At 34.8% G+C, this 14,514-nt stretch carries 10 protein-coding genes, 1 tRNA gene and 1 pseudogene; 7 read left to right on the top strand and 5 right to left on the bottom strand.

Going from position 1 to position 14,514, the window contains the following annotated elements; genetic code table 11:
- The first annotated feature begins 49 nt into the window (after nt 1-49).
- Nucleotides 50-133 (top strand) — tRNA-Ser (locus QZU75_RS06680).
- A gap of 20 nt (nt 134-153) precedes the next feature.
- Here QZU75_RS06680 and cobK read toward each other — a convergent pair.
- Genes cobK through QZU75_RS06665 form a run of 3 tightly spaced genes read right to left on the bottom strand, consistent with a single transcriptional unit; the run spans nt 154 to nt 3,756 of the window.
- The gene (gene cobK, locus QZU75_RS06675; protein WP_296882480.1) at nt 154-936 is read right to left on the bottom strand and encodes a precorrin-6A reductase; all 783 of its coding nucleotides are present in this window, start codon (nt 934-936) and stop codon (nt 154-156) included.
- On the bottom strand, nt 933-3,362 hold the full coding sequence (locus QZU75_RS06670) for a calcium-translocating P-type ATPase, PMCA-type (protein WP_296882478.1): 2,430 nt from the start codon (nt 3,360-3,362) through the stop codon (nt 933-935). The genes cobK and QZU75_RS06670 overlap by 4 nt, the downstream gene beginning before the upstream one ends.
- A gap of 4 nt (nt 3,363-3,366) precedes the next feature.
- Nucleotides 3,367-3,756 carry a UPF0146 family protein gene (locus tag QZU75_RS06665; RefSeq protein WP_296882477.1) on the bottom strand — a complete coding sequence of 130 codons (390 nt, stop codon included), beginning with the start codon at nt 3,754-3,756 and terminating at the stop codon, nt 3,367-3,369.
- 70 nt (nt 3,757-3,826) lie between these two features.
- Here QZU75_RS06665 and rimI point away from each other — a divergent pair, with 70 nt between their 5' ends.
- Nucleotides 3,827-4,258, top strand: coding sequence for a ribosomal protein S18-alanine N-acetyltransferase (rimI, locus tag QZU75_RS06660; protein ID WP_296882476.1), 432 nt, complete (start codon nt 3,827-3,829; stop codon nt 4,256-4,258).
- On the opposite strand, the gene QZU75_RS06655 is transcribed toward rimI, so the two are convergent.
- Nucleotides 4,244-4,765: a zinc ribbon domain-containing protein gene (locus QZU75_RS06655; protein ID WP_296882474.1), complete on the bottom strand. Its 522-nt coding sequence runs from the start codon at nt 4,763-4,765 to the stop codon at nt 4,244-4,246. The genes rimI and QZU75_RS06655 overlap by 15 nt on opposite strands.
- An 85-nt stretch (nt 4,766-4,850) precedes the next feature.
- On the opposite strand from QZU75_RS06655, the gene QZU75_RS06650 reads away from it, so the two are divergent.
- Both QZU75_RS06650 and prf1 read left to right on the top strand, forming a co-directional pair.
- Nucleotides 4,851-5,822 (top strand): hypothetical protein, encoded by a 972-nt coding sequence (locus tag QZU75_RS06650; protein WP_296882472.1) that lies wholly within the window; start codon nt 4,851-4,853, stop codon nt 5,820-5,822.
- Nucleotides 5,823-5,901: 79 nt separating this feature from the next.
- Nucleotides 5,902-7,146, top strand: coding sequence for a peptide chain release factor aRF-1 (prf1, locus tag QZU75_RS06645; protein ID WP_296882470.1), 1,245 nt, complete (start codon nt 5,902-5,904; stop codon nt 7,144-7,146).
- A 28-nt stretch (nt 7,147-7,174) separates the two neighbouring features.
- Here prf1 and QZU75_RS06640 read toward each other — a convergent pair whose 3' ends face one another.
- The gene (locus QZU75_RS06640) at nt 7,175-7,360 is read right to left on the bottom strand and encodes a hypothetical protein (protein ID WP_296882469.1); all 186 of its coding nucleotides are present in this window, start codon (nt 7,358-7,360) and stop codon (nt 7,175-7,177) included.
- 485 nt (nt 7,361-7,845) lie between these two features.
- Here QZU75_RS06640 and gdhA point away from each other — a divergent pair.
- From gdhA to QZU75_RS06625, 3 genes and pseudogenes are all read left to right on the top strand, one after another.
- Nucleotides 7,846-9,137 (top strand): annotated as a pseudogene (gene gdhA, locus QZU75_RS06635) (NADP-specific glutamate dehydrogenase).
- 379 nt (nt 9,138-9,516) lie between these two features.
- A complete protein-coding gene (locus QZU75_RS06630; protein ID WP_296882468.1) occupies nt 9,517-10,701 on the top strand; it encodes an ATP-binding protein in 1,185 nt (394 codons plus the stop codon).
- 349 nt (nt 10,702-11,050) lie between these two features.
- The gene (locus QZU75_RS06625) at nt 11,051-14,155 is read left to right on the top strand and encodes a C1 family peptidase (RefSeq protein ID WP_296882466.1); all 3,105 of its coding nucleotides are present in this window, start codon (nt 11,051-11,053) and stop codon (nt 14,153-14,155) included.
- The last annotated feature ends 359 nt before the right edge of the window (nt 14,156-14,514 follow it).

Genomic DNA, 14,514 nt, shown 5'->3' with positions numbered 1-14,514 from the left:
AACTTAAAGGATAAATATTTAGAATCCTTCTAAATATTCCTTTTCATATGCCGAGATAGTCTAGTCTGGTAAGGCGCAGGACTTGAAATCCTGTGAGGTTTCCCTCGCCTGGGTTCAAATCCCAGTCTCGGCGTTTTTATTCTAACTATTTTTTTAAAAACTTTTTATTTTTTTGTCAAACTCTTTTAAATCGTTTACTATGTCATTTTTATTTAACATTTCTATTTTTGGCCGTTTTATCATTATTACTGCAATATTCATTTCGTTTGCAGCTTCGATTTTTTCAACAACCCCTCCGATTTCACCGCTTTCCTTTGTTATCATTACGCTTGCATCATACCTTTCAATCAAATCAATGTTTTCCTCTTTTGTTGCAGCACCTTTCATGGCAATGATATGTGACGGATCAATATTCAGCGCTTCACATTTTTTGATTGAATTTTCAACCTTTAAAATTCGAGGATAGAATCTTTCAACACTAACATGTTTTACAATATCTGCCATGGTGTTGGCTCCTGCAAAATGCAGTACATTTCCTTGAGTGAAATCGCTTGCTATTAATTTTCCTGCATCTTCAAATGATTCTGCATAATGTATGTGTGATGTGTCAATGTTTTCAAGGTTGGTGATAGGTCTTTCAAAGCGAATATATGGAATTTTCAGTTCACGGGCTATTGTGGCTGATGTGTTTGTGATATGCTCTGCAAATGGATGTGTTGCATCAATAAGAATATCAAAATTTTCTTTTTTTATTATGTCTGCAATTTCATCTTTAAGAAGGGGGCGAGCTATTGTATCGTCGCTTCCCGCTTCCTTTGCAAGCCTTGCACCATATTCAGTGGTGGTTGTGGTCAGGATAAATGCATCATAATTCTCTTTAATATGTGTTATTATGTTTGTCGAATCCTTTGTGCCTCCAAGTAAAAAAATCTTCATTTTATCACTTTATCCATTATCTTTTGAGCTATCAGTATTGTTGATGCAACAACAAGTATTATAATCCAGTCTGTAATTCCTATGGAAGTTGTTCTGAATATTATCTGAAGCTGCGGAATGTATAATATTAACAGCTGAAGTAAAAATGATATGATTATTCCAAGATACAGGTATTTGCTTGATTTTTCAGAGTTTGCCCTGCCGTTGAATGCATTTAAAAGCTGATAAACTACAAACAATGTAAATGCAACTGTCATTGCCTTTCTTGTATCTACTCCATTATATATCTCCCAGCTGAATACGGCTATTGTTCCTATTGCCATTACAATGCCCAGGAACAATATCTGGAGAAGTGTGTTTTTGGTCAGTATGTCTCCTCTTTCAGGAGGTCTTTGCATAATGTCCTTTTCGGCTCCTTCAATACCAAGCATCTGTGCCGGCGGTCCGTCCATTACGATGTTAAGCCATAATAGCTGTGCAGGGTTAAAAGGCAGAGGCAAATTTAAAAGTGATGTTCCCACTATTGTCAGTATTGCCCCGACATTTGTGGAAACCTGATATTTTACAAATCTTTTGATGTTGTCATAAATTTTTCTTCCGCTTTTTATGGCTTTGACGATTGTGGTGAAGTCATTGTTTTGAAGTATCATGTCTGAAGCTTCTTTTGCAACGTCTGTTCCGTCACCCATTGCAACTCCTATTGAAGCCTTTTTAAGTGCAGGAGCGTCATTTACTCCGTCACCTGTCATTGCAACAATATTGTCTAATTTTTTAAGTGCTTCAACAATTTTCATTTTCTGTGATGGTTTTACCCTTGCATATACCTGAATTTCTCTTGCAATCTTTAGATACTCCTCTTCTGAGAGCTGTTCAAGTTCTGCTCCTGTCATAACTCTTCCTGTTGTAAGAATTCCAAGGTCTCTTGCAATTGCACATGCTGTCTTTTCATGGTCTCCTGTAATCATGACAACGTCTATTCCTGCGGTTATACAGTCTTCAACTGCTTTTTTCGCATCTTTTTTAGGAGGATCCATCAGGCCTAAAAGTCCTGTGAATGTAAGGTTTTGCTCATCATCATCTTCATCTCTGATTTTATATGCAAATCCGATTACTCTTAACTCATGACCACTCATTTCTCCAACTTTTTCAAGTAGTGTTTGCTTAATTTTATCGTCAAGGATTTTGATACTTCCATCATCATCTATGTATTTACATTTATCTAAAATTATTTCTGGAGCACCTTTTGATAAAACAATATATTTTTCACTGTCTAATCTATGTATAGTGGTCATCATTTTACGATTACTGTCAAGTGGGATTTCATCAATTCTTTCAAGACTGCAGTCATGGTCTTTACAATACTTTAAAATGGCTCCATCAGTCTGGTCTCCAATCACATCTTCGCCGTTTATGGCCGCATTGTTACATAATTTACCAATAAGGTGTGTTTTGTCATTATTTAAATAAAAACTCTCTACTACGGTCATTTTATTTTCAGTCAATGTGCCTGTCTTGTCACTGCAGATGATTGTACATGAACCTAATGTTTCAACTGAGAGAAGCTTTCTGACAATAGCATTTGATTTTGCCATTTCGCTCATTCCCAAAGCCAGTGTCAATGTTAAAACGGCAGGAAGGCCTTCCGGAATTGCAGCAACTGCAAGTGAAACTGCTGTCATAAATGTTTCAACAAGAGGAATTCCCTTAAGAAGTTCCAAAACAAAAATTGCAATACATACTACAATGGCTATTGCAGAGAGAATTTTTCCAAGCTTTCCGACACGCTTTGCAAGTGGTGTTTCCTCATCATCCTCCTGTACGATGCCGGCAATTTTACCGATTTCGGTATCCATTCCAATTTTGCTGACAACTCCAACTCCGTTACCGGTAATCACATTGGAATCCATATAAATGCTGTCATCGGATTCCTTTTTAACGGCATCTGACTCTCCGGTAAGCTGGGATTCATCACAGCTTAAGCGATTGCTTTCAATTAAAATCAGATCTGCAGGTACTTTAACTCCCTCTTCAAGTATAACAATATCTCCGATTGTCAGTTCTTTTGCATTAATTTCTTCAGTTTTGCCATCTCTTTTGACAACTGCAGTTTTGGTAATCAGATTTTTAAGGCTTTCAACAGCTTTTCTGGATCGGTACTCCTGAATAAATCCGATAATTGTGTTTAAAAGAACTGCCAAAAGGATTACTCCTGCATCAATAACATCGCCAATTGCAAAAGATGCAATGGCTGCAATAATTAAAAGAGCAATTAGAATGTCTGCAAATTGTGACAGGAATAAAATAATCAGTGGAGTTGGCTTTTTTTCTTCAATCTGGTTTAAACCGTACTTGCTTTGTCTTTTTTTAACTTCCATATGGGTAAGTCCGTCAGCCGATGTTTTGTATTTGGTTAATATGTCACTCATAACATCACCTTAATATGTAAAAACTTGCTTTTTTGAAATTTTTTAATTTCATTTTAACTCTGCCGGTATTTAAATCTTCGTTTGTAAGTGGCTTTATAATCAGCTGTGCATTTACTGTCTGGGCAAGCTTAACAATATGTGGCTGAAGTTCACTTGGGGGTCTGATTGAATAGATAATATCTGTGTCTTTGTATAAATCTAAATTGGGATTGGTAATATCGTCTTTAACTACAGTATCGTCTGCAGGCATTATGTCTGTTTTTATTAGAGTGATATTTTCTTTTTTTGATAACTCATCAGCAATCATGCTGAATTTTCCAACACCTACTTCGGCTATTTTTGTTGGTTTATCCTGAATTTCACTTAAAATGTAATCTCTAAAATCGTTCCACATTTTTCATCCTCAATTGTATATTAATTCATACAAACTATTAAATACCTTGCATTTTATAATTTATTTTATTATGATTGTAAGAAAGTTTCGCCCTACTGATTTAAAAAGAGTTTATGAAATAGAAAACATGTCATTTGACCAGTCATACGGCATCAAAATATTTCAGGAGTTATATGAAATGGGTATTGGCTTTTTGGTGGCTGAAGTTAATGATTATGTGGTCGGATATGTGATGTTCTGGCTCAAATATGAAAATCAGGGTCATATAATATCTCTTGCAGTTGATAAAAATTACAGAAGAAAAGGCTATGGGACTGAGCTTTTAGCTAAGGCCATAAGCATCTTATTTTTGATTTCAGATACAATTTATCTGGAAGTTAGAGCATCCAACAAGGGCGCTATAGAATTTTACAGGCAATTCCACTTTAAACAGGACAGGGTTGTTCCAAACTATTATGAAAGCGGAGAGGATGCCGTGATTTTATATCTAAAGTCTCAATGAAGTTATGTTTCCGGAAAGAATCTGGCGATATTGCGCAATGATATCTCCTGGAATGTTTCCTGTTGCATATAAAATGATTATAAGTGCAATGTAGAAGATGAAAATTGCCAATTGAATATAACCGTGTTTTTTAAGGCTAGGATTTTTTCTGGTTACAAGATATATTGCAATTATCAGTCCGAGAAGGCCTCCGAGTATTGAAAACAGATATCCAAAAATTACCATGATTGTTTGGAATGTGGTTCTTTTCGGGGCTTCCTGTGCTTTTGGGACTGTTTTGGTGATGACTACAGGATTGATTATGCTGTTGTTTTCCAGTTGGTTTTTAAAGATAAGAGGTGTTCCGCATTTGACACAAAAATCCGCTTCTTCTGGATTTTGAAAACCGCATAATGGACAGGTACCTTCTGTTTTTGGAATTTCCGGAAATTCATGTCCGCATTTTATACAAAATCCATATGCATCATCGCTTGTTGAACCGCATTGTGGGCATCTTCTAAAAACCATACTATCACTTAAATATAATTAATAACACTAGGTTTATATATTTTTTTAATTAATTTTATTATGCTTGTAAAATATAGTATATGTGATGATTGAAAAAATAGAAATCACTCAAAGATTCAACTTCAAACGTCTAAACAGGCATTATGAATGTTTCACGATTGACTTTTTAAACAATGCAGGCTATTATAAAATTTCCGAAAGGGGAAGCGGCGACAAGTTCCTTTCTGAAAGTCCTCTCTGCGATGACTCATGGATTGATATTCTAGTGGATCTTAGAAGCAGAATGACAAGTGAAATCCGAACATTTGACTTTGAAAAGGCTGACAGATTTTTGCATGATTTTAACAAGCTTGATTTATTTGAGGATTTTGAAAGCGAGCAGTTCAACTACTTTGAAAAGATTGAACTTGTCTATTCCTGTATAGTGATTATCTATTCAACCGACGGATTCGCTGAATACAGCTTCAAGAATAACTTCCCGAAAAACTGGGAAGAATTCGGCAAAATCCTCATGGATTGCTTTGGGTTTGATGTATTGCATTTGAACTACCAAATGCAGCTTGCAACTCCTCTTTTTTATGACATCAGAAGTGACGGTGTTTATCTTGACGGAGAGAAATTAAAGCTCAAATGTATGGAATTCGGCCATTACAGGGCGTATCCTTATGAAATGCCGAATCCACGTCTGATTGTAAACTTTGAAAATCGCTGCATTGACGGATACATTGAAAGTGAGCTCACATCTGATGCTGAAAATAAAATTCTGGATTTGCTTTCACGCTATCATGTCTACATGTGGATTTTTGATGATTATCACAGAAAATCCATAGAACGTGACCCTGATGATTTGGAAGGATATGACTGGTATCTTGAAATGGTTTTTGACGGCGATGTCATCTGGCACATATTCGGATATAATGAATATCCTGACACATATGTCCATCTCGGCCGTGAAATAATTGATATAACCGGCATGGATTTGCTTGAAATCGAAACCATTTCAGAGGGTGATTTGAATTTATTTAATAAATTCGGCGATGAAATTTTATCAAAATAGCTATTTTTTCATTACTTATTTATATTATTAAAAAGATAATTATTACTATTATATTAATTTAATTTTTATAGGGATTTACATGGCTGAAGTATCATCAAAAGAATTGTACGAATTTAAAAAAATATTAAAAGAATTGGCACAAAAGAAAGGCAGAGGTACTGAGCTTGTTTCCGTTTATATTCCACCTGACAAACAATTAAGTGATGTTGGTAAGCACATGAGGGATGAGCTTGGTCAGAGTGCAAACATCAAGAGTAAACAAACAAGAAAAAACGTACAGTCTGCAATTGAAGTAATCTTACAAAGAATTCGTTTATACAAACAACCTCCTGAAAATGGTCTGGTAATGTTTGTCGGAATGATTCCTAAAGGTGGTCCTGGAACAGAAAAGATGGAAACTTACGTTTTGGAACCTCTTGAACCGGTTACAACATACTGGTATAAGTGTAACAATGAATTCTTTTTAGAACCTCTCGAATATATGATTGAAGAGAGGGATACCTATGGTGTAGCGGTAATTGACAGAAGGGAAGCTACCATTGCATCAATGAAAGGTAAAAAAATCAATATTTTAACTCATATTACAAGTGGTGTTCCTGGAAAGCACAAAGCGGGAGGACAATCCCAGAGAAGGTTCGACAGGGTTATCGAACAGGCTGCTCACGAGTTTTTAAAACGTATCGGAGACCACATGAACGATGACTTTTTACCTCTTAAAGATGACTTGAAAGGAATCATCATCGGGGGACCTGGTTTTACCAAAAACGACTTTGCAGAAGGGGATTATCTCAACTATGAGCTTAAACAAAAAATATTGGCTATTGAAGATACTTCATATACTGGTGATTTTGGTATTCGTGAAGTCATTGAAAAGTCCTCAGGAGTCCTAAGTGATCTTGATGTTATTCATGAAAAGGAAACTGTTCAAAAATTCTTGAAGGAATTAACTAATGATAAGGGACTTGCTTCCTATGGTGAAGACGAAGTCAGAAACAATCTGACTATCGGAGCAGTGGACACTTTGCTTTTATCCGAAGATTTAACTGCAATGCGTAAAAGGTTTGTCTGTCCAAGCTGCGGCACTGCCAAAGAAGTTACAGTCAAAACTCAATCCGAAGCGGATAAAATTGAAGAAAGATGCCCTAACTGTAATGAACTTTTAAAAGAAGAAGATTCAGTTGATTTAACTGACTACTTTGTGGAAAAGGCTGAAGAGATGAGTACCAATGTTGAGTTCATCTCTACCGAAACCGATGAGGGCATGCAGCTTTTCAGAGCTTTTGGTGGAATAGCTGCAATTTTAAGGTATCATGTCGAATATTAATTTGGATAATTCATCCAAATTCTTTTTTTTATTTATAATAATGATTTAAACCTTCTTCCTGACGTATTCTGTTTATCAGTTGGAAAAACAGATGTTTTGACACTTCAATTTCTCTGTTCAGTTCGACATATAATGAAAACATTGTTCTGTTTTTTGTCAGGTAATTTTCTTTTAGGGCGTCATAATGACTTTTGGGAATTTTAGTTGCGGTCATTCTATCACCATTTGCTATTTTGTATATCAATTTTAAAATTTTACTATTTATTGTAGATTATATTGTTAATTATAGTATATAAAGAGTTATGCTTTTTTTATTTGTATCTAATTTTGTTTAATATTTTTATTTTCTGAGGGGATTTTGTTCGAAATATTGGAATGTGATGTCGGATTTTTTGGACATTTGATTTTTTCACTGCTTCGGAATTTTTATGGTGGCAATCATTTTCCGATTTGTACAAAAATTTTAATTTTAATTAGACATTTTGAATTATTATCTTAAAAGGGATATTAAATTAAATAATAATTTTGCAATTTTGTATATTTTGTTTAAGATAAACATTAAATTTTATGAATAATATTCTAATATTTTATTAAAAATTGAAAAATATTTAAATACTATAAAATCCAAATAATTAACTATATTGTTAAGACTTTAATGATATAATAAATTTAATTCAAATTTTATTTGGAGGAATATTTTTGTCATACGTAGATGAAGTAATTGAAACCATAATTGAACAAAACCCTTCAGAACCTGAATTCCACCAAGCTGTACGCGAAGTATTGGAATCATTAAGGGTTGTAATTGAAGAAAACGAAGATGAATTCAGAAAAAATGCACTTCTTGAAAGATTAACCAATCCGGAAAGACAATTCAAATTCCGTGTTCCTTGGGTAGATGACAATGGACAGGTACAAGTCAACACCGGTTACAGAGTACAGTTCAACAGTGCAATCGGACCTTACAAAGGCGGATTACGTTTCCACCCATCTGTAAATCTTGGTATCATTAAATTTTTAGGTTTCGAACAAATTTTCAAAAACTCCTTGACCGGACTTCCAATTGGTGGAGGAAAAGGTGGATCAGACTTTGATCCTAAAGGAAAATCCGACAGAGAAATCATGGCATTCTGTCAAAGTTTCATGACTGAATTATGCAAATACATTGGTGCTGATACTGATGTTCCTGCAGGAGATATTGGAGTAGGTGGTCGTGAGATTGGATTCTTATTCGGTCAATACAAAAGAATTAGAGGATTATACGAAGGAGTATTAACTGGTAAAGGATTATCATTCGGTGGTTCCCTTGCAAGAACTGAAGCTACCGGATACGGATTATTATACTTCACAAACGCTATGTTAAAAGCAAACGACATTGACATTGCAGGTAAAACCATTGCAGTGTCAGGTGCAGGAAATGTAGCTATTTATGCAATTGAAAAAGCTCAACAATTAGGCGGAAAACCTGTAACCTGTTCCGATTCAACCGGATGGATTTATGATCCTGAAGGAATCGACGTTGCATTATTAAAAGAAGTTAAAGAAGTAAGAAGAGAAAGATTAACCGCATACGCTGAAGCAAGAGAAAGTGCTGAATACCATGAAGGTAAAGGCGTATGGACCATTAAATGTGACATCGCTCTTCCATGTGCTACCCAAAACGAATTGCAGTTAGAAGATGCTAAAACCTTAGTTGAAAACGGTGTACTTGCAGTTGCTGAAGGAGCAAACATGCCAACAACCATTGAAGCAACCGAATTCTTACAAGAAAACGACGTATTATTCGCACCTGGTAAAGCATCCAACGCTGGTGGTGTAGCTACTTCTGCTCTTGAAATGTCTCAAAACTCAGAAAGATTATCATGGACTTTCGAAGAAGTTGACGGCAGACTTCAAACTATTATGGAAACCATTTTCGCAATGTTGCAGGAGCAAACATTGCAGGATTCAAGAAAGTTGTTGACGCTATGAACGCACAAGGAATCGTATAGATTTCCTTGTTTATTTTTTCTTTTTTTAAGTTATTTCAGTTTTATTTAATTTTTAAACTATTTTTAGTTTTATTAATTTAAAATTAACTTGTTTTTATTTGATTTAATTGTTTTAAAGTATTTAATCGATTTAATTTTTTAATTTTTTTAGGGTGTTTTTGGTAGGTTCATTGTGTTTTTGTGCAAAGTCGCACTTCAAAAATTTTTATATTTTTTTTAAATCATATTCTTTGATAGAATAACTTTATGTTTTATTCTAATAAGGAATACTTATTCTCTTAGTGAATAACTTTTATAATTATTCTACTGAAGAATACTTATTCTCTTAGTGAATAACTTTATATTGTATTTAGTGATATATAATAATTGAGGTGTGTATATGATACCGTGGGGAACTAGGGAAAATCTTCGTGAAGATGAATTTTACAATAGGGTTGCAGAAATAGACAATCTTAAAAGCCTTTTAAATACTACATCTAATGGAAATGCGCCACAAATTTTATTGACTGGTCTTAGAGGTGTTGGAAAAACGGTATTTCTTAAAAAAATTAAAAAGGAATTGGATGATGATTACTTGGTGGTATATATCAATTTTTCCAAGGCAGAATGTTATCAAAAAAGAAACATGTCTGTAGTGGGGCTTCTGGAATTTTTCTTTAAAGAATTTCTAATTGAAGCAAAAAATAAGAATTTAAATACTTTGGATAAGAAGATAGAGAAATATTTTAAAGTAAATGATTTTAAAATCAAAGAGTTCATACAGCTTGATAAGTTTCCAATACCTATTTTTGGCGGTGAAACCAATGTTGAAAAATTAATGGATTTTGTTTTAACATTACCTGAAAAGATTCATGAGAACAATTCCGATAAAATAAAAGGAGTGTTGATTTTCATCGATGAATTCCAAATTATTAAGGAATTGGATGATTACAAGGAATCATTTTTATGGAAATTGAGAAGTTATATACAAAATCAAAATTATATTTCCTATGTTTTTTCTGGATCAATGAGTATGCAGGATGAATTGATTTCTGAAATCGCAAGTCAAAGGGGTGCTTTTGGAGGTAGAATGCTTACAATTAACATATCTCCATTCAGCAAAGAAACAGTAAAATCATATTTAACACAAGAGGCTCCAAATCTAAAATTTACTGATGAGGGATTTGATAGGTTCTATAAATGCACTTCTGGAATTCCGGCATATGTTAATATTTTTGCAACATTGCTTCCAAAGGATATTGAATTGGATGAAAATCTAGTAAAATCTGAATTTGAAGATAAAATCAAGGTTATTAACACTCACTTAATTGTAATGTGGGATAAATTAACACTTCGAGAGCAATACATTATAATTTCTTTAATCGATGGGCCTTTAAAAAGAAATGAAATTGCAAAAACACTAAATGTTACTACTGGTTCAATTAGTAAACCTTTAGTTAATCTTCAACACCAAGAATTAGTGATTTTGGAAAATAATTCCTACTATTTATCTGAACCAATACTTAAAAGATGGTTAGAATTAGAATTTGAGAAAACTGGAACATATCCATTTAGATTGGATTAATTTTGTTTAAAAAGTAGGGCGGTTCCACATAATTCTCGCACAAGGAATTGTATAGATTTCCTTGTGTATTTTTTCTTATTTTTTAAGTTATTCTAGTTTTATGTTATTTATAACTTATTTTAAAGCATATTTATTTAAATTTAACTAAAATACATAGGATTTGTTTCTTTTAGGATATTATCGTGTTATTTAGTCAAGTAGATGGAATCCTTTCATCTACTATTTTTCTATTTTTTTGTATTTGTGTTCAGTTAATTCGAATAATGCCGAATGATTTTTATCAAATTCTTCTAAACTTAATGAATTAATTTATATCATAGTTTTTGACATATATTTATCTGTGATAACTATGAAGGTTTTGAAAATACTGATTATCATGCTTGTTTTAATCATGTCGGTGGGTGCCGCCTGCGCAGCGGATGCCGTTTCCGGTGATGATGCAGGCAATGGTAGCCAAGAAATCCTACAAACGGTACAAGAAGACAATATTTTAGAAAATACACAGAATGAAGTTTATACGACTGGTGAAGGGTCATTTACTGATTTGTCTCATGAAATTGGTAATGCAACTGGAGTTTTAAATCTTACTAGGGACTATAAGTTTAATAATGAAACTGATAATGTAATCGGGATAACTATTGAAAATAATAATCTTGTAATAGAGGGCAATGGCCATACTCTCGATGCGGATAACTATGGAAGGATACTCAATATTGATGGAACCAATGTTACATTAAATAACATTAAGTTTATAAATGGAAACCGGTCTCTGGGCAGTGCGATATATATCGATCCTGGTTTTTCCCTGACAACAAATAATGTGACTTTTGAGAACAACACTGCAGAGAATTGTATAGTCTATGTTGAGATGGCAACATATAACAGTAACAACGATAAATTCCTTGATGCAACGGTTTCCGGAACAGGAGTCATATTGGCGGCATCTAGTGTATTGAATGTTGATAATGCTTTGATGATGAGCTCCAAACAATTGTCATGGGGTTTCATTCAATCCATGGGTCAGTCAAATGTCACAGTACTGAATTCAATATTCGCTAATACTACTTCCAATTATTCGGCTGCAATGAAGGTCAGCGGAAAAACACGCGTTAAGAACACCAAATTCATCAATCTGGAGGCAACTATTACTGCAGGAGCCATTGCTGCAAAAGAGTTTGATGAATGCATAATCGAGAATTGTACTTTTGTCAATGTCATTTCAGATAAGAACGGAGGAGCCATATTTTCAGATGTTATGGGTTATCAACATCCGAATACAGGTGCTCTCATAATTAAAGACACCACTTTCAGTAACTGTTCATCCGGTTTTGGGGGAGCCATATTGCACCTGGGAGGCAACATTGCTATAGACAACACCACTTTCACAGATAACTATGTGACCTTTGACGGCGGTGCAGTATACGTATCCAACGCCAATGTTTCAATTTCAAACTCAACATTCGATAACAATTATGCATTGTATGGCGGAGAAAGAGGCTCTTTTGGCGGTGCAATCTATTGTGACATGAGTCAGCTTACATTGGCAGGTTCCAATTTCACACGCAATTGCGCTCATGGGGGTTCAGCATTATATCTCTATGATGCATCATACAATATTTCAGGCAACACATTCAAGGCCAATGCCAATTTCAATGGCAGCTATGATGACATCTTCTCAGTATTCGACAATATTTCGGACATAGGCAATAATACCTATAGCGGTGATGATTCAATAAGTATAGGCAATGTAAATTACGCTACAATAGTTGCTATTGAGGGAATGAACTTAACTTTAATCGACAACAGCATTGACGTGACCACTCTTCCTTCCAGGTTTGATCTGCGTGATTGGGGATGGCTCACTCCGGTCAAAAACCAATTCGGTAAAAATGCCTGCTGGACATTCGGGTCCTCCGGAGCCATGGAATCTTCAATATTGAGATTTTTAGGCATTGAAATGGATCTTTCCGAAAATAACATGGAAGACATGTCATTGAAATACTTTATGTATGGTATGAAACCGTTTACGGAAGGTAATTCTCCAGAAGCTGCTGTCAATTATGCATTAAGCTGGTTTGGAGTATTCGGTGAGGAATACGATGTTTATGACCAGCTCGGTAAAATCTCACCGATTTTTGCAGTCAACAACAGCATTCATTTCCAGGACGTTGTCATCGTTCCGCCTCGTCAAAATTCCACAGACAATGATGCGATGAAATGGGCCATTTTAAAATACGGCGCTTTATTCATTAACTATTGGGCAGTTCAAAGTGCTGGTACTTATCAGTATTACAATGGAACTCCTAAAGTCAACCACGGAGTTACTTTGGTCGGTTGGGATGACAATATGGAAATAGCTGGAGCTCCTGGAAAAGGCGCATGGATCATTAAAAACAGTTGGGGTGCCGATGCTCTGGAGAATGGGTACATGTACGTCTCCTACTACGACACTGGCCTTTCAACAATCTCATCATCATATGCATTCCCTCTGGAAAACACAGTCATATACAATAAGAATTACCAATATGACATTGGCGGAAGGTTCTGGTATTTGAATAATTCAGACCAATATAGAAATATCTATTTGGCCGTTGATGATGATCTGATTGCAGGTGTTGGAACCTACTTCAACGATACCAATGTTGAATACACAATCAGAATATATGTAAACGACAAGTTGGTCCTTGTGCAAAGCGGTCTTTCTCCGTTTTCAGGTTACCATACAGTCAAGTTGGATTCATATGTTCCAATCAAAGAAGGCGATGAATTCATTGTAGAAATCAAGTCAAATGTCGTTCCCATATCCTTTTCTTCAAGGCAGCATTATATTGTTAATTCATCACAGCAATTTGTTGGTGGTGAATGGCAGGATACCACCGTTGCTGGTTATGTCAACTGTGTAAAGGCATACACTCTTGCGGATGATACCAAAGTCATTGATGCTAAGGACATTTCCGTTGACTATGATGGCGACAATTACTTCTCAGTTACGGTAGTGACCGCTGACGGCCATGCAGTCGGTGCGGGTGAAACTGTAAAATTCACAATCGACGGAAAAACATCCTCTGTCAAAACCGACAGCAATGGTGTGGCTAAAATCAAGATAACTAATGTTCCTAAAAAATACACAATGACAACCACATATAATGGAAAATCAGTTAAAAGCACAGTCACCGTAAAACATGTCCTCACAACAAGTAAGGTCACTGTCAAAAAGACAGCCAAGAAGTTTACCTTAAAGGCAACCCTTAAAATCAACGGCAAAGTTGTCAAAGGCAAATGGATAACATTCAAGTTCAACGGCAAAACCTACAAGGCCAAAACCAACGTTAAAGGTGTTGCGCAAAAGACCTTGAGCAAGAATGTCATCAAAAAGCTTAAGAAAGGCAAAACCTACACTGTCAAAGTGACTTACCTTAAGGACACCATTAAAACAACAGTTAAAGTAAAGTAGATGATTGACTTCATCTACTTTTTCTATTACTTTTCATGTCAAATAATTGAGTTTAGATTTAATCTAATCGATATCTGCTTTTTTAATTTTCATTAGATGAACATTTGCATTAATATGGGACTCTTTGCAATTCAATCATTTTTTCAAATGGGTGTATCAAACAGTTTCAAAACTATGTCTTCAATGCCAAAACTCTGATGTTAATGTTAATTTAGGGGCGATAATTAAAAAGTAGGGCGGTATCGCCCAATTCTCGCATGATGATTAGTAGGTAGTTCCTTGTTTTTTTATGTTCTAATTATTGGTTAATTTTTAAAATTAAATAATTAATCTGTGGAAGTTATTCTAAATTGATTTTC

This window comes from uncultured Methanobrevibacter sp. (genome assembly GCF_902764455.1).
Taxonomy (GTDB): Archaea; Methanobacteriota; Methanobacteria; order Methanobacteriales; family Methanobacteriaceae; genus Methanocatella.
This window is presented reverse-complemented; position numbering and strand designations above follow the sequence as displayed.

What these genes read in the sequence shown, in the direction of transcription:
- prf1 (WP_296882470.1), top strand. Translation starts at nt 5,902, where the DNA reads ATGGCTGAAGTATCATCAAAAGAATTGTACGAATTTAAAAAAATATTA.
- QZU75_RS06670 (WP_296882478.1), bottom strand. Translation starts at nt 3,362, where the DNA reads ATGAGTGACATATTAACCAAATACAAAACATCGGCTGACGGACTTACC.
- QZU75_RS06650 (WP_296882472.1), top strand. Translation starts at nt 4,851, where the DNA reads ATGATTGAAAAAATAGAAATCACTCAAAGATTCAACTTCAAACGTCTA.
- rimI (WP_296882476.1), top strand. Translation starts at nt 3,827, where the DNA reads ATGATTGTAAGAAAGTTTCGCCCTACTGATTTAAAAAGAGTTTATGAA.
- QZU75_RS06640 (WP_296882469.1), bottom strand. Translation starts at nt 7,360, where the DNA reads ATGACCGCAACTAAAATTCCCAAAAGTCATTATGACGCCCTAAAAGAA.
- QZU75_RS06625 (WP_296882466.1), top strand. Translation starts at nt 11,051, where the DNA reads ATGAAGGTTTTGAAAATACTGATTATCATGCTTGTTTTAATCATGTCG.
- cobK (WP_296882480.1), bottom strand. Translation starts at nt 936, where the DNA reads ATGAAGATTTTTTTACTTGGAGGCACAAAGGATTCGACAAACATAATA.
- QZU75_RS06665 (WP_296882477.1), bottom strand. Translation starts at nt 3,756, where the DNA reads ATGTGGAACGATTTTAGAGATTACATTTTAAGTGAAATTCAGGATAAA.
- QZU75_RS06630 (WP_296882468.1), top strand. Translation starts at nt 9,517, where the DNA reads ATGATACCGTGGGGAACTAGGGAAAATCTTCGTGAAGATGAATTTTAC.
- QZU75_RS06655 (WP_296882474.1), bottom strand. Translation starts at nt 4,765, where the DNA reads ATGGTTTTTAGAAGATGCCCACAATGCGGTTCAACAAGCGATGATGCA.